The sequence below is a fragment of the Pseudomonas sp. CGJS7 genome, from assembly GCF_036961695.1.
Map to the genome: position 1 here is coordinate 1 of NZ_JBAMDI010000094.1, position 18,492 is coordinate 18,492.

Here is an 18,492-nt window from a genome sequence, read left to right on the forward strand (position 1 = left end):
ACATTCACCCCGCGCGGGCCGCTGTCGGCCAGTCCGGCCAGATGCCAGGCGTCGATGCGCTCGGCCAGCGCCGCGACCACGCCGGGCGCGTCCTTGTCGCCGAGCGCGGCGAACACCGCGTGGGTGCGCCGCGCCGGCTGCGCGGCCAGCCACGCGGCCAATTCGCGTGCGGCCTGCGGGTTGTGGCCGACATCGACCAGCACTTCGATCTCGCCGCGCTCGAACCGCTGCAAGCGTCCGGCCACGCGGGCGGCGCTGACGCCTTGGGCCATTTCCTGACGGGTGGGCGATTTGCCGAGCGCGCGCAGGGCGGCGATGGCTACTGCGGCGTTGCGCATTTGTACGGGGGCGGCGAGTTGGGGGGCTGGGAGGTCTACCGCGTAATTGACTTCGCGCCAGCGCCAATTCCCGTCCACTTCGGTGGGAGCGAAGAAGAAATCGCAGCCCGCGCGCACCGCCGAAGCGCCGATCTCATAGGCATGACGCAGCACGCTCGAGGGCGGATCGTCGTCGCCGAGCACCAGCGGCTTGAACGCGCGGGCGATGCCGGCCTTCTCGAAACCGATGCTTTCGCGGTCGTCGCCGAGGTAATCCTGATGGTCCAGATCGACGGTGGTGATCACCGCCACGTCGGGATCGACGATGTTGGTCGCATCCAAACGCCCGCCCAGGCCGACTTCCAGGATCGCCAGATCCAGCTTGGCCCGCTCGAACAGCCACAACGCGGCCAAGGTGCCGTACTCGAAATAGGTCAGCACGACTTCGCCGCGGGCCGCCTCGATGGCCTGGAACGCGGCGACGATGTCGGCATCGGCCGCGTCGGCGCCGTCGATGCGGATGCGCTCGTTGTAGGCCAGCAAATGCGGCGAGGTGTAAGCGCCGACCTTCTTGCCGCCGGCGCGGGCGATGGCTTCGATGAACGCCACCGTCGAGCCCTTGCCGTTGGTGCCGCCGACGGTCACCACCTTCTTGCCCGGGCGCTTGAGGCCCAGGCGCTTGGAGACTTCGCGGATGCGCTCCAGCCCCATGTCGATGGACTTGGGGTGGATGCGTTCGATGTGGGAGAGCCAGTCGGCCAGAGTGCGGGTTTGCATGCGCCTATTGTCGCCGATCCATCGCGCCCGGTGACGGCGCCGGACGGCTACGGCGCCTGCTTGGCCGGATCGGGCTGCGCTTGGGCCAGCTCGACATCCTGAATCAGCATGCCCAAGGAAGAACGCAGGCCGCTGATGCGATAGGGCTGCTTGATATCCGCGTCAGGTCCGTGCAACTGCGCGGGCATGCAAAACCGGGCGTATTGCCTGGTCAGCAGCGCGCCGCGAAACACCCGCAGGCACTTGCTGTTTTTGCGCGGCACGGGGACGGAGTGCAGGATTTCCACCTGCGCGAACGGCTCGCCGTATTTGCCCGTCAGCATCGACGGCACCGAGGTAAAAAAATGAACGCCCACTATCGCCAGCATTACGAAGATCCAAAGCGGATTGCCCTTGAGCCCGCGACCTTCCCGATAGAGCGGCTCTCGCAGCGGAGTCAGGGACAACAGCCAGATCGATACCGCCGCCGTCGCCAACGCCAGCGCGAAGGCCACCAGCACTTGCGCGGAATTGTTCGCCGGCAGGAACACCGGCTCGATCGCGTGCCCCCATGCGCTCGAGGAGGTCGCCAGCAGGGCGACGGCGAGCATCAGGCGCCTGCCGGGATCGACGATCGGCCGATCGGCCTCGCCCACGCCGCGATCTTCGCTTGTCGATTGCATCCTGCTCGCGCGCTCCTTAGCCGATTCGATTGCGCCGATGCCCGCGCCGGCGACAGCCGACACGGGCATCCAGACAGGCCGGCCGACCGCCGAGGCGGCCGCACGGGAACCAGGCTGGCCGGTGCAACTTACCGCCCTGCTCCAGCGCTCACAACGCCCGATGCACCGCCTCGCCGAACAACGCGGTGTGATGGCTGCAATCGTTGAGCCGCACCACCTCCAGGCGATCGACGCTGTCGCCTTCGAGCAGATTCAGCGTGGTCGGCGCCTGGCGGAAGGTCCACAGCTTGGCCAGCGGAATCCCCAGCACCTTGCACAGCAGCACCCGGTTGACCGCATCGTGCGCGACCACCAGCAGCGTGTCGTCGTCCTTCAAACCCTCGCAAGCGCGCGCGAACGCGGGCCAGGCGCGGTCGAGCACGTGCACGATCGATTCGCCGCCGGGCATCAGCACTTCATGCGGGGTGTCGCGCCAGGCGCGCAGGCGGTCGCCGTCGCGCTCGCGGATTTCGCTGGCGAGCAGGCCTTCCCAGGTGCCGTGGGCGATCTCCATCAGGCCCGGATCGAGCTTGAGCATCGAGGCGCGTTCTTCGCCGAGCGCGAGCTCGGCGGTGCGGCGCGCGCGCGACAGCGGCGAAGCCACCGCGCGGGTGATCGGCACTTCGCGCAGACGCACGCCGAGCGCGCGCGCCTGGGTTTCGCCGACCGGCGACAGCGCGATGTCTTCCTGGCCCTGGTAGCGGCCTTCGGCATTCCACGGGGTTTCGCCGTGACGGGCTAACAAGATTCGCATGCTTACACCTGCGCCAACGAAAGGATGCCGGGGGTCGCGCGCAAGGCGGCGAGTTGTTCGTCGTTGACCGGACGGTCGACCGTGATCGCCGCGCGCGCCTGGCCGTCGCCGGCCGCGCCGAGGGCGAAGTTGATGATGTTGACGCCGGCCGCACCGAGGGTGGAGCCGACCACGCCGATCATGCCGGGACGGTCTTCGTTGCGCAGCAGCAGCACGTGCGCCTGCGGATCGAATTCGATTTCCACCCCGTCCAGGCGGACCACGCGCGGGCCGCGATGCAAGGTCGCTTCGATTTCGCGGGTGCGGTTCTCGCCGATCACCCGCAGCTTGAGCAGGCGGTCGAAACCGTCGCCGTCGCCGCCGAGGGTTTCCGACACCACCAGGCCGCGTCCGGCGGCTTCCTGCAACGCGTTCACCGGAGTGACCCGGCCCGACGCGGTGCCCAGCAACGCGGCCACCAGCAAACGCGACAGCGGCCGCGTGTCCAGCGCCTCGGTGCGGCCGGCGTAGGTGATTTCCAGACGCGTCGGCGCCGGCACCAGGCGCGCGGCGAGGCGGCCGAGCGAGGACATCAGCGGCATCCACGGGCCGACTTCGCGCGCGGCTTCGGCGGTCAGCGGCGGCAGGTTGACGCAGCCGGCGACCGCGCCGGTGGCGACGAAGTCGATGATCTGGCGCGCCAGGATGGTGCTGACGGCTTGCTGCGCTTCGCTGGTCGACGCGCCCAGGTGCGGGGTCAGGATCAGCTTGGGATTGGCGCGCAGCGGCGAATCGGCCGGCAGCGGTTCGGTGACGAAGGTGTCGAGCGCGGCGCCGGCGATATGGCCTTCTTCGATCAACCGCAGCAGCGCGGTTTCATCGACCAGCCCGCCGCGCGCGGCGTTGATCAGGTACGCGCCCTTCTTCATCGAGCGCATGCTCGCTTCCGACAGCAGGTTGGTGGTTTCCTTGGTGCGCGGGATATGCAGGGTGACCACGTCGGCCCAGGCCAGCAATTCCTCCAGCGTCTTCAGCGGCACGCTGCCCTTGCCGGCGGCGGACGCGGGCAGGAACGGGTCGTGCGCGGCCACTTCCATGCCGATGCCCTGGGCCTTGCGCGCGACCGTACCGCCGATCCGGCCCAGGCCGATCACGCCGAGCTTCTTGCCTTCCAGTTCGAAACCGGTGAGCCCGGCCTTCGGCCATTCGCCGGCCTTCATGCCGGCGTCGGCGCGCGGGATGTGGCGGGCCAGCGCGAACAGCAGCGAGATCGCCTGCTCGGCCGCGGCCAGGGTGTTGCCGTCGGGCGCGTTCATCACCGCGATGCCGCGCTCGGTGGCGGCTTCCACGTCGATGGTGTCCACGCCGGCGCCGGCGCGGCCGATCACCCGCAATTGCGCGGCATCGGCCAAGGCTTCGGCCGGCACCTTGGTGGCCGAACGCACCAGCACCGCATCCACGCCCTTGAGCGCGGCGGCGAGCGCGGCGGGTTCTTTGATCGGATCGGATACGACGACTTCCCAGCCCGCATCGCGGAACAGGGCCAAACCGTCTTCGTGAATGCCATCGCAGGCCAGTACTTTCATCGTCGCAAGCTCCAGGTCGTGAGGGATCAGACGGGGAGACGCTTGCGAGCCGGCACTACGGGTAGATCGCTGTCGGTGGGGATCTCGGGCCCGATGAACGGGGCGAGACCGCCGAAAGCGGCGCCGCGTGGGAGCGGCATCTGACACGGGTCGGGAGACGGGGCCGGCTGGCATGGGAATCCGCGACTGCCCGAGAAGGGTAAGCCAGCGCGGGCGGGCTTGGCAACAAGCGCGGATCGACGATGCGGATTCGGCCGCATTGGACCGCTTGTCCCGAAGCTGTCGCTTAGCTTGACGCGAATCCCGATTCCCACGGCGTCAATTCCGGCCACCGTCACAAAGATACGTTCAGGTGTTAGTTGTCAGATGAGTAATCGATCGACGAAGCCTAGTTTCGTTGCGCCGGCGATCTGCCGGCACCATCGAAGAGAGAACCTCATCATGCGCAAGAAATTCGCTCTCGCGCTCGGCCTGGCGGCGATCGCCGCGGTCGGCGTCGCCATCGCCGCGCCCGGTCCGACCGGTCCTGGCGAGATCTACACCTACTACAACACCGACGGTTCGGTGTCCGGCCAATCCTCGATCCAATGCGACGGCACCCGCACCGCCTGGGGCCGTCCGACCAAGGATTACGGCGTCGGCTATTACATCTGCGATCCGGAACCGTGATCGGCGCGCGGCCGTTCGCGGCCGCGCCGGGATGACGCTTCATGCGACATCGGTTCGATGCGCTTGGTTGCGGTCGTGAGCGACGGCCGCCGCGCAACGCATCGCGCCATTCAACGCACCTTCCGCGCCGACGCGCCGCATCGGTCGCGCCGGACGCGCCTTTCGCCATGTTGAAGAATTCAGGAGTTCGCCATGCGTAAGTCTTTCGTTGCCGGTATCGGCCTCGCCGCCGCCCTCGTCGCCACCGTCGCCCTCGCCCGCCCGCCGGGTCCGGACGAAATCGGCGAGTTCTATTTCTACTACGACGCCGCCGGCAATGAAGTCGGCTCGGCGCAGCTCAGCTGCGACGGCGTGCTGACCGAGTCGGGCGTGCGCACCGCACGCTACAGCAGCGGCCACATGATCTGTCCGCCGCCGCGCGACTGATCCGATTCGATCCGATCCAAACCGCGGCGCAGCGCCATGCGCCGCGCGAATACGCAACGGGCCGGCATCGCTGCCGGCCCGTTGTCGTTGCTGCCTGTGCGCGAGTCGGCTATTTGCCCGAAGCCGGCACGCCCATCTCCGCCAGCAATCGCGGCGCCGGAAACACTTCCTGCATGACCCAGCGGAAATAACGCTGATCGACCGAAATCGTGCGGGTGGCGGCCGGATCGAACAACCAGCTGGAACTCACCGACTCCCAGTTGTTGTCGAACACGATGCCGGCCAGCTTGCCCTGCCCGTCCAGCACCGGCGAGCCGGAATTGCCGCCGCTGATGTCCAGGTCGGCGAGGAAGTTCACCGGCACCGATTCCAGCCGCTTGTCGGTCAAGGCCGCACCGAAGCGCTTGGCCTGGACCGCGCTCAACAAGGCCTGCGGCGCATTGAACGGCGCGGTACCGGTGTTGCGCGCGGCGATTTCGTCGACCCGGGTGAACGGCAATTGCTGCGCACCGTTGCTCTTGGTGTAGGCGGTGACGGTGCCGTAACCGATGCGCAGCGAACCGTTGGCGTCGGGATAGGCGACCCGGCCGACGCTCTTGCGGAAATCGGCCAGGGCTTTCAGATACACCGGCCGCACGCTCAGGGTTTCGCCGGCGCGGGTGCGGATTTCCTGCTCCATCTGCAACAAGGTCGGCATCGCCGCGACCGCGAACGACATCGCCCCGTCCTTGCTCGCGTCCTTGCTTTGTTCGAAGCCGGCGCGATCGGCGTTGAGCCAATTGGCGCGCTGTTCGGGATTGTTGAAGCGCGATTTCGCGATCCGGTCCAGGACCCGCTTGATCGCTTTTTCGTCGTCGCCTTCCAGCCATTTGTCCAAGGCTTCGACCCGATGTTCCTTGGGCAGCTTGACGTATTCGTGCAGCCAATAATTCTGCAACTGCCGGTCCATGCGCGGATCGGTGCGCCGGTCCATCTGCTTGAGGCCGTTCTCGAACGAGCCGCGGTCGCGGTCGCGATAACCGGCTTCGCGCTGCGCATCGGGCTTGGCCCGTTCGATCGCCGCGCGATACAACTGAGTGGCGCCCCACAACGAACCGGTCGCCGCCAATTGCCCCAGCACCAGATCGCGATCGCGCTCGGCGCGCGCCTGCTGGCCCAGTTCGACCAGACGCGCATGCGCGGCCAGCGCCGCCTGCCCGGCCGCGCCCTTGCCGCGCAGCCATTCCAGCAGCTCGGTTTCTTCGTTGCGTTTGATCTGGGCGGTGCCGGCGCGGTTGAAGCTCTCGATCTGGCTTTCGTAGTTCTTCGCCGCACCCTGCCAGCCGCGCAAGGTGCTGGCGTACTTGCTGGCGATCTGCGGATTCTTGCGGCTTTCGGCTTCCACCAGCGCGGCCAGCCGCTTGTAGTGCGCGGCGACGGTGGGATAGGTCCACTCGGCGTTGGCCTGGAAATCGTCGGCCATCGCGTAGCGGTTGGTCAGCGAGGGAAACCCGGCGAGCATGACGAAATCGCCCGCGCCCAACGGTTTGTCGGCGATCTTGAGCCAGCGCTTGGGCTGATACGGCACGTTGTCGATCGCATACGGCGCCGGCTTGCCGTCCTTGCCGACGTAGGCGCGATAGAAGGCGAAATCGCCGGTGTGGCGCGGCCACATCCAGTTTTCGCTTTCGCCGCCGAAGTTGCCGATGCTTTCCGGCGGCGCGTACACCAGGCGCAGATCGCGGATTTCCACGCTGCGCTGCAATTCGTAGCGGTTGCCGCCGAGGTAGCTGTACAAGCGGCAGCCGTAGCCGGCTTGTTTTTCGCATTCGCCGACCAGTTGTTTCTCCAGCGCGTCCAGCGCCAGGATCCGCGCCATCGGGTCGGCCGCGCCGCTCAGCGCGGCCTGGACCTTGGCGGTGACGTCCTGCACCGAATCGAGCACATAGATGCGCGCGTTGGGCCCGGCCGAGACTTCTTCGTTGTTGGTGCCGGTCTTGAAACCGTCGCGCAACAGATTGCGCTGCGCGGTGGAATTGAGCGCGATCGCGCCGAGCGCGCAATGGTGATTGGTCAGCAACAAGCCCTTGGACGAAACGAAACTGGCCGTGCATCCGCCCAGCGGCACCACCGCGCCGAGCGGATCGCCCTTGGGATCGGCCCACTGGGTCAGTTGCTTGGGAGTCGCGCGCAGACCGGATTGCTTAAGCGCCGAGGCCAACTCGGGCAGTTGCTGCGGCGTCCACAGGCCTTCCACCGCCCGCGCGGGTTCCAGCCAGATCAGTGCGCACAGCAACGTCCCTGTCATGGCCATCGCTCTGGCCAGCGCCGTATATCGCATCAAAACGTCCTGGGTCCGCGGGAGGTCGAGTCTAGCCCGGGGAAATCTGTGAGCGCCATGGCGAAAACGGCGTGCGGGCGTCAGCGGTCGCTTTGCGCTCAGGTTTTGCTTCGCGCCCGTTCGATAACGCTAAAAATTCGTTAGCGCGCGTGCGTCGGCGACTGCCGACGAACCGGCCGACGCCGCAAACAAAAAAGCCAGCCGCTCGCGCGGCTGGCTTTTCGGTTTAGCGCCTGCGGACCGGCTTACTTCTGCTTGGCCGGCACGCCCAGTTCGATCAGCAACTGCGGCGCCGGATAGACCTCTTGCATGATCCAGCGCATGTAGCGCTGATCGACCGCGATCATCCGGGTCATGGTCGGATCGAACAGCCAGTTGGAAGCCACCGATTCCCAATTGCCGTCGAACGCCAGACCGACCAGCTTGCCCTCGCCGTCGAGCACGGGCGAGCCCGAGTTGCCGCCGGTGATGTCCAGATCGGAAAGGAAGTTCACCGGCACCGTCTTCAGGCGCTTGTCGGCCAGACCGCCGTAACGCTTGTCGGCGATGGCTTCCAGCAAGTTGGCCGGCGCGTCGAACGGCTCCTGGCCGGTGGCCTTGGCCGCGACTTCTTCCAGCTTGGTGAACGAGACCTGCTTGCTGCCGTCGAGCTTGGTGTAAGCCTTGACGTTGCCGAAGGTGATGCGCAGGGTCGAGTTGGCGTCCGGGTACACCGACTGCTTCTTGCTCTTGCGGTAGTCGATCACGCCCTGCAGATAGGTCGGACGCGCGATGAGGGTTTCGCCCTGGATGGTCTTGGCGTCCTGCTCCAGACGCAGCACCGCCGGGAACAAGGCCTTGACCAGCTGAATCGCCGGATCCTTGCTCTTGTCCAGACTCGCGCGATCGGCGGTCATCAGCGCCAGACGCTCCTTGCCGTTGCCGAGCTTGGTCTTGGCCAGCTTGTCCAGACCGCGCTTGATCGCTTTCTCATCGGAACCGCCGAGCCAACGGTCGAGTTCGGCGATGCGCTCGCCGGCCGGCAGCTTGACGTACTCGCGCAGCCAGTAGGTCTGCAGCTCGCGATCCATGCGCGGATCGTAGCGGCGGTCCATCTGTTCCAGCGCGCCCTTGATCTTGGGCAGATCGCGCTGCTGATAGCCTTCTTCGCGCTCGGCATCGGGCTTGGCGCGCTCCACCGACAAGCGGTACAGCGCGTGCGCCGCCGAGATCACGCCGGTGCGGCGGAACTGCGCGAACGCCATGTCGCGCTCGCGGTGGGCGATGGCGGCCTGGCCGATCGCTTCCAGCTTCTCGTGCGCGGCCAGCGCCGCGGCGCCCTGCTCGCCGCGCTTGCCCAGCCATTCCAGCACCGCGGCTTCGTCGGCGCTCTTCTTCTGCGCCACGCCGATGCGCTTGAAGCCTTCCAGCTGGCCTTCGTAGTTCTTCATCCGGTTCTGCATGCCGCGCACGGTGCTGGCGTACTTGACCCCGATCTCCGGATCTTTCTTCGAGGTTTCCTCGATCAGCGCGATCAGCTTCTTGTCGTGCGCCGCGGTGGTCGGGTAGGTCCAGCTCTCGGTCGCGTCGAAATCGCTGGCCAGCGCGTAACGGCTGGTGCTGCCCGGATAACCGGCGACCATGACGAAATCGCCGTCGCCCAGCGGCTTGTCGGCGATCTTCAGATGGCGCTTGGGCTGATACGGCACGTTGTCTTTCGAATACGCCGCCGGCTTGCCGTCCTTGCCGACGTAGGCGCGGTAGAAGGAGAAATCGCCGGTGTGGCGCGGCCACATCCAGTTGTCGACTTCGCCGCCGTAGTTGCCGACGCTGCCCGGAGGCGCGTACACCAGGCGCACGTCCTGGATCTCGATGCGGCGGAACAGACGGTAGGTGCCGCCGCCGAAGAAGCTGTACAGCTCGCAGCTGTAACCGGCTTCGGCTTCGCACTGGGCGACCAGGCGCTTGTCGATCGCTTCCAGCGCGTGGGTGCGGTCGATCGGCTCGACCGCGTCGTCGATCGCCGCCTTGACCTGGGCGGTGACGTCCTGAATCGAATCGAGCACGTAGATGCGCGAGGCCGGACCGGCCGAGACTTCTTCTTCGGCGGTGGCGGCGTTGAAGCCGTCGCGCATCAGATTCTTCTGCGCGGTGGAGTTGAGCTGGATCGCGCCGTAAGCGCAGTGGTGATTGGTCACCACCAGCCCGCGCGGGGAAACGAAGCTGGCGGTGCAGCCGCCCAGCGAGACCACCGCGCCCATCGGGTCGCCGGTCAGATCGGCCAACTGCTTGGCGTTGAGCTTGAGCCCGGCCTTCTTCAGCGGCGCGGAAATTTCCGGCAACTGCTGCGGCACCCACATGCCTTCGACGGCGCCTGCCGTGGTCGCAGCACCCAGCCCCAGCGTCCCTGCCGCGAGCGCGGCGGCCAATACGGTGTAGCGCATCGTGTTCCCCTTACGAGATGGAATGACGGTCAAACGGTCTGAAAGTCTAGCCGATCCGGACCGGGGCGCAGGCCGCGGGCCCGGGTTGCAGCGGGACCGAACCCTGAATTTCGAGGCTTTCGCCACCACCCGCACAGATCCGGCCGGATGAATGCGCGGGGCCGCCGGCGCTGCGGCCGCCCCGCCCGGGCCGGCTCACTCCGCCGGCAGCTGCATTTCCCGCAGCAGATGCGGCGCCGGATAGACCTTGGCCAGCAACCAGCGCAGGTAGCGCATGTCGACGTGGATCGCGCGCTTGTAGCGCGGATCGAACATCCAGCTGGCGCTCACCGCTTCCCAGTTGCTGTCGAAATTCAGGCCGATCAACTTGCCGTTGGCGTCGAGCACCGGCGAGCCGGAATTGCCGCCGGTGGTATCCAGGTTGGTCAGGAAATCCACCGTCTGGGTCTTCAGCTCCGGATCGGCGGTGCTGCCGAAATCGCCCTTGGCGATCGCCTCGCGCAAGGCTTGCGGCGCGTCGAACGGTTTGACGCCGGTGTGTTTTTCGACGATGCCCTGCACGGTGGTCAGCGGGCGATAACGCACGCCGTCGCGCGGGTCCATCGCGCTGACCGCGCCGAAGCTGACCCGCAAGGTCGAGTTCGCGTCCGGATACACCGCCCGGCCCTGCGACTGCCGATACGCGATCAGCGCGCGCATGTAGGCCGGACGCAGACGCAGCAATTCGCCTTCGCGGGTTTTGCTTTCTTCCTCGATCCGCAGCACCGCCGGCAGCAGCGTGGCCGCGGCCTTGAGCAGGCTGTCCGGCGAGGCCGCCAGGGCCGCGGCATCGGACTTCATCGTCTGCAGGCGGGTGGCTTCATCGCCGAGCCCGGTGCCGGCGTACAAGGCATCGAGCCCGCGCTGCAACGTCGCGCGGTCTTCGCCGGGGAACACTTGCTCGAACTCGGCCACGCGCGCGGCCTTGGGCAGCGCCTTGTACTGGCTCAGCAATTCCAGCAGCAGCGCCTTTTCCACCGCCGGCGCGTAACGGCGCTGGACCTGCTTGAGCTTGCCGACGATCAAGCCCTCATCGCGCTGCTGATAACCCGATTCGCGCTCGGCGTCGGGCTTGCCGCGCTCGCGCGCCAGCCGCTGCACGGTCAGCGCGGCGTTGAGCAACTGCGGCTGGGTGCGGATCGCGGTGAGCAACTGATCGCGCTCGCGCGTCGCCGCGCCCTCATCCAACACTTTCTGCGCCGCGTCGATATCGCTGCGGATCGCCTTGGCATCGGCTTGTTTGCCCAGCCACGCCAACATCGCCGCCTCATCGGCGCGACGCACCGCGCCGGCATCGCTGCGGCGCAATCCGTCCAGTTCGCCCTGAGCGCGCTTGAGCGTGTTCTTGAACCCGGCGACCTGCGCCGCGTAACGCACCTTGGCCTCGGCATCGCCGGCGCTGGCCGCGTCGATGGTCTTGATCATGTCCGCGTACAGCGCCACCCGCGACGGCAGTTGCCACTGGATCTGCTGGGCGAATTCGGAAGCCATGCGATGGCGGAAGGTGGTGCCCGGATAACCGGCGAGCATGGCGTAATCGCCTTCGCGCACCGGGTCGGTGGAAATCTGCAGATGGCCCGGCGGCGCGTAAGGCACGTTGTCGGGCGAGTAATCGGCCGGCTTGCCGTCGCGGCCGACGTAGGCGCGCAGCAAGGTGAAATCGCCGCTGTGGCGCGGCCAGACGAAGTTGTCGATCTCATCGCCGTAGTTGCCGATGCTGTTGGGCGGCGCGTACACCAGGCGGATGTCGCGCAGCTCCAACTGCCGGATCAGGTAGAAGTCGGAGCCGTAGTACATGTTGGCCACGCTGCAGCGATAACCGGCTTCGCGTTCGCATTCGGCCACCATCGCCTTGCTTGCGGTTTCAACCGCGTCGAAATAGGCGCGGCCTTTCTTGCCGCGCGCATCGGCCAGGATGCGGTCGGTGACCTTGTCGAAACCGGTGGTCACCAGCACCCGGAAATCCGGATTGGCCGGCAGCTCGGCGGCGCGGTCGGCGGCGACGTAGCCGTTGGCGATCAGATCGCGTTCGGGCTTGGCGTTGTACTGGATCACCCCGAACGCGACGTGGTGATTGGTCAACACCAGCCCGTCGCCGGACACGAACGAACCGGTGGCGCCGCCGACCTTGACCACCGCATTCATCGGCGCGCGGGTCAACTCGGCCAGATCGGCGGGATTGCCCTTGAATCCGGCCGCGCGCAACTGACGCGCGATGTCGGGCAATTGCGAAGGCATCCACATGCCTTCATCGGCCTGGGCGGCGGTGGCGCACAGCGCCAGGGACAAGGCTAACACACGGGGGCGCATGGTCGTACCGAACGGCGAGGAAGCCGCGACGATAGGCCAAGCCGCCCGGCCCGGGCAAACCCCGGCGCCGGCCCGGCCGGAAGCGAGCGCGTATAATTCGGCCTTCTTTCCCGCCCGGCCCGGCCGCGGCCCACAGGTATCGAGTCCCATGACGCAAACGATGAAAGCCCTGGTCAAGCGCGAAGCCGGCAAGGGCATCTGGATGGAAGAAGTTCCGGTGCCGGTGCCCGGCCCGAACGAGGTCCTGATCAAGCTGGAAAAGACCGCGATCTGCGGCACCGACCTGCACATTTACCTGTGGGACGACTGGAGCCAGCGCACGATCAAGCCCGGCCTGGTGATCGGCCATGAATTCGTCGGCCGCGTCGTCGACCTCGGCCCCGGCGTGGTCGGGTACCGTCCCGGCCAGCGCGTGTCGGCCGAAGGCCACATCGTCTGCGGCCATTGCCGCAACTGCCGCGGCGGCCGTCAGCACCTGTGCCCCAACACCACCGGCATCGGCGTCAACCGCAACGGCGCGTTCGCCGAATACATCGTCATGCCGGCCAGCAATCTGTGGCCGATCCCGGACCAGATCCCGAGCGAACTGGCCGCGTTCTTCGACCCGTACGGCAACGCCGCGCACTGCGCACTGGAGTTCGACGTGGTCGGCGAAGACGTGCTGATCACCGGCGCCGGCCCGATCGGCATCATCGCCGCCGGCATCTGCAAGCACATCGGCGCGCGCAACGTGGTGGTCACCGACGTCAACGACTTCCGCCTCAAGCTCGCCGCCGACATGGGCGCGACCCGCGTGGTCAACGTCGCCAACCAGTCGCTCAAGGACGTGATGGCCGACCTGCACATGGAAGGCTTCGACGTCGGCCTGGAAATGAGCGGCAACCCGCGCGCGTTCAACGACATGCTCGATTGCATGTACCACGGCGGCAAGATCGCGATGCTCGGGATCATGCCCAAGGGCGCCGGCGCGGACTGGGACAAGATCATCTTCAAGGGCCTGACCCTGCACGGCATCTACGGCCGCAAGATGTACGAGACCTGGTACAAGATGACCCAGCTGGTGCTGTCGGGCTTCCCGCTCGGCAAGGTGCTGACCCATCAGTTGCCGATCGACGAATTCCAGAAGGGTTTCGACCTGATGGAAGCAGGCAAGGCGGGCAAGGTCGTACTTAGCTGGAACTGAAAGCAGGAGTGAGTGTGGAGGAGTGAGCAGTGAGCTACGGCTCCTGGCTTCCGCTCACTCCTCACTTCTCTGCGCTCACTTCTCGATTGAAAGCAGGAGTGAGCGCGGAGGAGCAAGCAGTGAGCTACGGCTCCTCGCTTCCGCTCACTCCTCACTCCTCTGCGCTCACTTCTCGCCCGCCCGCCCTCCCACCGCCAACGAACCCGCCCCCCCCCATGTCCCTGACCCAGCACTACGCCGACACCCTCGACGAAATCCGCGCGCAAGGCCTGTTCAAGTCCGAGCGCGTCATCACCAGCCCGCAGTCGGCCGAGATCCAGCTCGAAGACGGCCGCACGGTGCTGAACTTCTGCGCCAACAACTACCTGGGCCTGGCCGATCATCCGGACATCATCCAGGCGGCCAAGGACGCGCTCGATACCCACGGCTTCGGCATGGCCTCGGTGCGCTTCATCTGCGGCACCCAGGACCTGCACAAGCAACTGGAAAAGACCATCGCCGATTTCTTCGGCACCGAAGACACGATCCTGTACGCCGCCTGCTTCGACGCCAACGGCGGCTTGTTCGAGCCGCTGCTGGGCGAGAACGACGCGATCATCTCCGACGCGCTCAACCACGCTTCGATCATCGACGGCGTGCGCCTGTGCAAGGCCAAGCGCTTCCGTTACGCCAACTGCGACATGGCCGATCTGGAGAAGCAGTTGCAGGCGGCCGACGCCGCCGGCTGCAAGACCAAGCTGATCACCAGCGACGGCGTGTTCTCGATGGACGGCTTCATCGCCCCGCTCGATGAAATCACCGCGCTGGCGAAAAAGTACGGCGCGCTGGTGCATATCGACGAATGCCATGCCACCGGCTTCCTCGGCCAGGCCGGCCGCGGTTCGGCCGAGGTCAAGGGCGTGATGGACAAGATCGACATCTTCACCGGCACCCTCGGCAAGGCCATGGGCGGCGCGCTGGGCGGTTTCACCACCGCCAAGAAGGAAGTGATCGAGCTGTTGCGTCAGCGTTCGCGGCCGTACCTGTTCTCGAACTCGCTGCCGCCGCATGTGGTCGCGGCCGGGATCAAGGCGTTCGAGATGTTGTCGGCGGCCGGGGATCTGCGCGATCGGTTGGCGGAGAACACCGCCTACTTCCGCGAGCGCATGACCCAGGCCGGTTTCGACGTGAAGCCGGGCGTGCATCCGATCAGCCCGGTGATGCTGTACGACGCACCGCTGGCGCAGAAGTTCGCCGCGCGCCTGCTCGAAGAAGGCATCTACGCGATCGGCTTCTTCTTCCCGGTGGTGCCGCAGGGGCAAGCGCGCATCCGCACCCAGATGTCGGCCGCGCACACGCGCGAGCACCTGGATCGCGCGATCGACGCGTTCATCAAGATCGGCCGCGAGCTCGGTGTGATCAAGGCCTGAAGACGCAGCAAAAAGCGGGCGACGGCAACCGTCGCCCGCTGGCGCATGGTTACTGCTGCGCCGCAATCATCTCCTGCTCCAGACGGGTCATATCGAAGGTCAGCTTGGCCAAGGCCTGATCGGCCATGATCAAATCCACCTGTGAGCCCGGCTGGATCGACAGAATCGCCAACCTGGTTTGCAGCAATTGCGCGCTGTTCTTGGCGATGGAGCTGTACTGGACCGCGTTTTCTTGCGCGCTGTGATTCAGATAAAGCCCGTTCTCCAAGCTGTGTTTGTTCTCGTTCAACAGCCGGATCAGATTCGAGCCCATTTGCGCCGCCTGCGCCTTGGCCAGAGTGAACGAAACTATCGCCGCGTTCGGCTGACCGGCCTGCACCTGCATCTTGGCGACCGTGTAGTTCTGCTTGAGCAGGGCGAAATTCTGCTTGGAGACCGTCAACGCTTGATTCGCGGCAGCCGGATCGGCCCAGGCGCCATGGCTGAGCAGCATCAACAGCGACAACATCAACATGCGTAAGGCCGCGAACGCAGCCGCCTGACGGCGGGACGCGGCGGGAAGTGCGATTGCGTGGGACATCGTGGTTTCTCCTTGAATGAGCGCAATTCCTGGCGGCGACGCGCGCGCCGCTTGTGTCGCGAGTTACTGCTGCGCCGCGATCATCGCCTGCTCTAGCAGCAGCATCGAGTGGTCGAGCTTGACCAGCTCGACTTCCACCGCGATCTGATTCTGCTGCAACGACGGCTGCTGGCTGAGCATCTGCAGTCGGACTTCGAGCACCTTGCTGTTGTTGCCGGCGACGCGGGTGTGGTCGATCGCCTTCTGCTGGCTGACCCCGTCGCGGTACAAACCACGCTGGAAGCTGTCGACGTTTTCCTGATACAGCTGACTCAGCTGATTCGACATCTTGATCGCGCTGATTCGCGCGGCGAGGAACGAACTGGTCGCCGCGCCCCATTGCCCGGTCTGCACATGTTGCTTGCCGATGGAATGCTGCAGCTTGAGCACGCGGTATTCCTGCTTGGCCGCGCCCAGGGCGCGATCGGCCGCGGCCGGCTCGGCCCAGGCACCTTGGCTGATCAGCAACAGCAGGGTCAACCAGACTGCGCGCAAACCAAGAAACGCGACTGACTTCGGGGCCGTGCGCGCGAGCGCAAGCGACGATGTGATCGTATGGGGCATGGGGATGGCTCCTCGAATGAGCGATGCGCCTGCAACGCACGCATACACGCGCGCATGTGCGGCACAGGGGGAAGGTTTCGAATCCAACCAACGGCCCGGTCCGGCGGGCGGCGCACCTCCTTGTGATGCGTGGACCGATGCTCGCGCTGGGCGGGGTCCACGCTTGCGGCCTGATCCGACAGGCCCGATTCGCGCAATCTACCTCGGCGCTGCGGCCGCGACTGTTATGCCGGTCCAAGTTCGATCCGTGTCCTCGCGCGATCGCTGCAATGCTCGGCGCGCGGCGCGTGAGATGCATTTCATATGCCATGCATCGATGTTCAGCCGGTTCATGTCGCTCGCTCGGCTGCGTTCGCGCTCATGGGGCGCAGGGCATTACTCGCGCAGGCACATATCCGGCCCGACTCGCCGGCCTGGATCGCCCGGCCCGAACCGGGTTACTGCAAGCGCCGCAAATCCTCTTCGCTCAACACCCGCCACTGCCCCTTGGCCAAATCGCCCAGCGCCAGCGAACCGATCGCCACCCGGATCAAACGCAGCACGTTCAGATCCAGCGCCGCCAGCAGACGCCGGATCTGCCGGTTGCGGCCTTCGTCGAGCACGATCTCCAGCCACGCGTTCTTCTCGCCGCTGCGCAGCAGCAGCGCGGACTTGGCCCGCAGCGGCTCGCCGTCTTCGACGATGCCGGCCTGCAGCGCGGCCAGTTGCTCGGCGCTGGGAATGGCGTCGATCTGCACGTGATAGGTCTTGTCCGGCCCGCGGTCCGGGTCGGCGATGCCGGCGGCCCACTGCGGGTCGTTGCAGAACAGCAGCAGGCCTTCGCTGGCCTTGTCCAGGCGCCCGACCGGCGCCAGCCACGGCAACGGCGCGCCGTCGATGCTGGCGCCGTCGAAGCAGCGGTAGACGGTGTCGCGGCCGCGTTCGTCCTGGACCGTGGTCACCAGCCCGCGCGGCTTGTTCAGCATCAGGTACAGGCGCGGCGCGGCATCGGGCAGGCGGCCGTCGATGTGAATGCGATGGCGGCCCTGGACGATCGGAAACTCCGGATCGCGCACGATCCGCCCGTCGACCGAGACCCGACCGGCAGCGATCCATTTCGCCGCTTCGCTGCGCGAGCACACGCCTTGCTTGGACAGCACGCGGGCCAGGCCATGTCGGGGCGGTGGTTTGTTCAAGCGGCGCGGTCCTGGAAATGGAGAAACTTCGGCGGCATCGTCGCGGCCAAGCGCGACTCGAATCGTGCGTGCGGATTACCCGATTCCAATCATCCGACCGGAACCATCCGCGCGCCGCCGCATATTCAATGCGTTAACGCGTTGAAGCATCCGGCGCCGCGCGCATCGCCCATCCGACAATCAAGCCTGGGCGCGAACATTCCAAACCGCGCCCTTGGCCCACGCACCGCGCATTATCGCAATCGGTCGAAACCATATCCCGGCGCGCAGGGCTGTCGATATTCCAACCACGGCGACGGCGCAAAACAAAACGGCCGCGAGCATCGCTCACGGCCGTCTGCGTCGCGCACTGCGCGGGATTACTTCTTTTTCTTCTGCTCGGCCGGCGCGGGCGCCGGAGCCGGAGCGGCCGGAGCCGGTTCGGCAGCGGCCGGCGCGGCGGTGCCGGCGGCGCCCTTGGCCACGCGCACGCCCTTGGCCTTCATCCAGGCGCTGAATTCGTCGGCGGTCATGCGCTTGCCGCCCTGGCTCATGTCGAAGCGCCAGGGCGTGTTGTCGAACTCGGTCTTGGGCTTGTAGGCGGCCGGATCGTTGGCCGAGGGCATGCCGGTGGACGCCGGCGTGGCCTTGGCCACGTTGCAGCCGTCCAGACGGATGCGCAGCAGCACCTGGTCGACCGACAGCGCTTCGTCCAGCGCCTGCGACAGCACCCCGGTGGGCGCGCCGAGCTGATGCGAGGGCGCAACCAACTCCGGCGACACCGGCGCGATCAGGGTCGGCTGGACCGGCTGCGCACGCGCCGCGGTCAAGGCCGCGCAGTTGGCGGTAGTGCCCTGCGCCTGCGCCGCTCCGGCGATCAGGATCAACGACGTGGCGGCAAGCAATCGGCGCATGGGCTCTCTCTCCAATGTTCGGCGCGAAAGCCAGAGCCGGCGCGCGTGTTTTTAACGATGCGCGCCAGTGTAGGCGCGCCGAACAGATCGGACAACCCGCAAAATCAGATGCTTATCGGTAATTCTTATGAACGCGCTTCGTTAACGGGCGCAAGCCTGCGCGGGCGTTGGCGCAACCGTCCGTCAGCGGGCCTGGGCGCGCGCGAAGCCTGGGCACGCTTGCGCTGCCGGTGCCGCAAGCGAAACAACGCACAGGCCGGCAAAACCCAGCCAAAAAAGAAGCCCGGCACCAGGCCGGGCTTCTGATCTGTTGCGCTGCGGATCGCCGAAGCGATCCACAGTTGCCGC

General features: G+C 66.5%; 15 protein-coding genes. 4 read left to right on the top strand and 11 right to left on the bottom strand.

Annotation, left to right across the window (positions count from 1 at the left end; all coding sequences use genetic code 11):
* The 4 genes from folC to serA form a co-directional block, all read right to left on the bottom strand.
* Window positions 1-1,094 (bottom strand): bifunctional tetrahydrofolate synthase/dihydrofolate synthase (gene folC, locus V7787_RS37475; RefSeq protein WP_336092655.1); only part of this gene is annotated, 1,094 nt, incomplete at its 3' end.
* A gap of 47 nt (window positions 1,095-1,141) precedes the next feature.
* A complete protein-coding gene (locus V7787_RS37480) occupies window positions 1,142-1,819 on the bottom strand; it encodes a hypothetical protein (protein WP_336092658.1) in 678 nt (225 codons plus the stop codon).
* 85 nt (window positions 1,820-1,904) lie between these two features.
* Entirely contained in the window at window positions 1,905-2,549 is a 645-nt protein-coding gene (locus V7787_RS37485) for a histidine phosphatase family protein (protein WP_336092659.1), read from the bottom strand.
* A 2-nt stretch (window positions 2,550-2,551) separates the two neighbouring features.
* A complete protein-coding gene (gene serA / locus V7787_RS37490) occupies window positions 2,552-4,114 on the bottom strand; it encodes a phosphoglycerate dehydrogenase (protein WP_336092661.1) in 1,563 nt (520 codons plus the stop codon).
* Window positions 4,115-4,555: 441 nt separating this feature from the next.
* Between serA and V7787_RS37495 the strand changes: the two genes are divergently transcribed.
* Both V7787_RS37495 and V7787_RS37500 read left to right on the top strand, forming a co-directional pair.
* Entirely contained in the window at window positions 4,556-4,783 is a 228-nt protein-coding gene (locus V7787_RS37495; RefSeq protein ID WP_336092663.1) for a hypothetical protein, read from the top strand.
* A 192-nt stretch (window positions 4,784-4,975) separates the two neighbouring features.
* Entirely contained in the window at window positions 4,976-5,209 is a 234-nt protein-coding gene (locus V7787_RS37500; RefSeq protein ID WP_336092666.1) for a DUF6289 family protein, read from the top strand.
* Between the two features lie 109 nt (window positions 5,210-5,318).
* On the opposite strand, the gene V7787_RS37505 is transcribed toward V7787_RS37500, so the two are convergent.
* The 3 genes from V7787_RS37505 to V7787_RS37515 form a co-directional block, all read right to left on the bottom strand.
* Window positions 5,319-7,496 (bottom strand): S46 family peptidase, encoded by a 2,178-nt coding sequence (locus V7787_RS37505; RefSeq protein ID WP_336092669.1) that lies wholly within the window; start codon window positions 7,494-7,496, stop codon window positions 5,319-5,321.
* Window positions 7,497-7,774: 278 nt separating this feature from the next.
* A complete protein-coding gene (locus tag V7787_RS37510) occupies window positions 7,775-9,952 on the bottom strand; it encodes a S46 family peptidase (RefSeq protein ID WP_336092671.1) in 2,178 nt (725 codons plus the stop codon).
* 195 nt (window positions 9,953-10,147) lie between these two features.
* Window positions 10,148-12,301, bottom strand: coding sequence for a S46 family peptidase (locus V7787_RS37515; protein ID WP_336092673.1), 2,154 nt, complete (start codon window positions 12,299-12,301; stop codon window positions 10,148-10,150).
* A 148-nt stretch (window positions 12,302-12,449) separates the two neighbouring features.
* On the opposite strand from V7787_RS37515, the gene tdh reads away from it, so the two are divergent.
* Together tdh and kbl are read left to right on the top strand one after the other, a co-directional pair.
* Window positions 12,450-13,484 (top strand): L-threonine 3-dehydrogenase, encoded by a 1,035-nt coding sequence (gene tdh / locus V7787_RS37520; RefSeq protein WP_336092674.1) that lies wholly within the window; start codon window positions 12,450-12,452, stop codon window positions 13,482-13,484.
* 215 nt (window positions 13,485-13,699) lie between these two features.
* Window positions 13,700-14,893 carry a glycine C-acetyltransferase gene (gene kbl, locus V7787_RS37525; protein WP_336092677.1) on the top strand — a complete coding sequence of 398 codons (1,194 nt, stop codon included), beginning with the start codon at window positions 13,700-13,702 and terminating at the stop codon, window positions 14,891-14,893.
* A gap of 49 nt (window positions 14,894-14,942) precedes the next feature.
* On the opposite strand, the gene V7787_RS37530 is transcribed toward kbl, so the two are convergent.
* The 4 genes from V7787_RS37530 to V7787_RS37545 form a co-directional block, all read right to left on the bottom strand.
* On the bottom strand, window positions 14,943-15,473 hold the full coding sequence (locus V7787_RS37530; RefSeq protein WP_336092680.1) for a hypothetical protein: 531 nt from the start codon (window positions 15,471-15,473) through the stop codon (window positions 14,943-14,945).
* Between the two features lie 63 nt (window positions 15,474-15,536).
* Window positions 15,537-16,076, bottom strand: a complete 540-nt coding sequence (locus V7787_RS37535; protein WP_336092683.1) for a hypothetical protein — start codon at window positions 16,074-16,076, stop codon at window positions 15,537-15,539.
* 437 nt (window positions 16,077-16,513) lie between these two features.
* Window positions 16,514-17,251, bottom strand: a complete 738-nt coding sequence (locus V7787_RS37540; protein WP_336092684.1) for a pseudouridine synthase — start codon at window positions 17,249-17,251, stop codon at window positions 16,514-16,516.
* A 359-nt stretch (window positions 17,252-17,610) separates the two neighbouring features.
* A complete protein-coding gene (locus tag V7787_RS37545) occupies window positions 17,611-18,144 on the bottom strand; it encodes a hypothetical protein (protein ID WP_336092687.1) in 534 nt (177 codons plus the stop codon).
* Window positions 18,145-18,492: the final 348 nt, after the last annotated feature.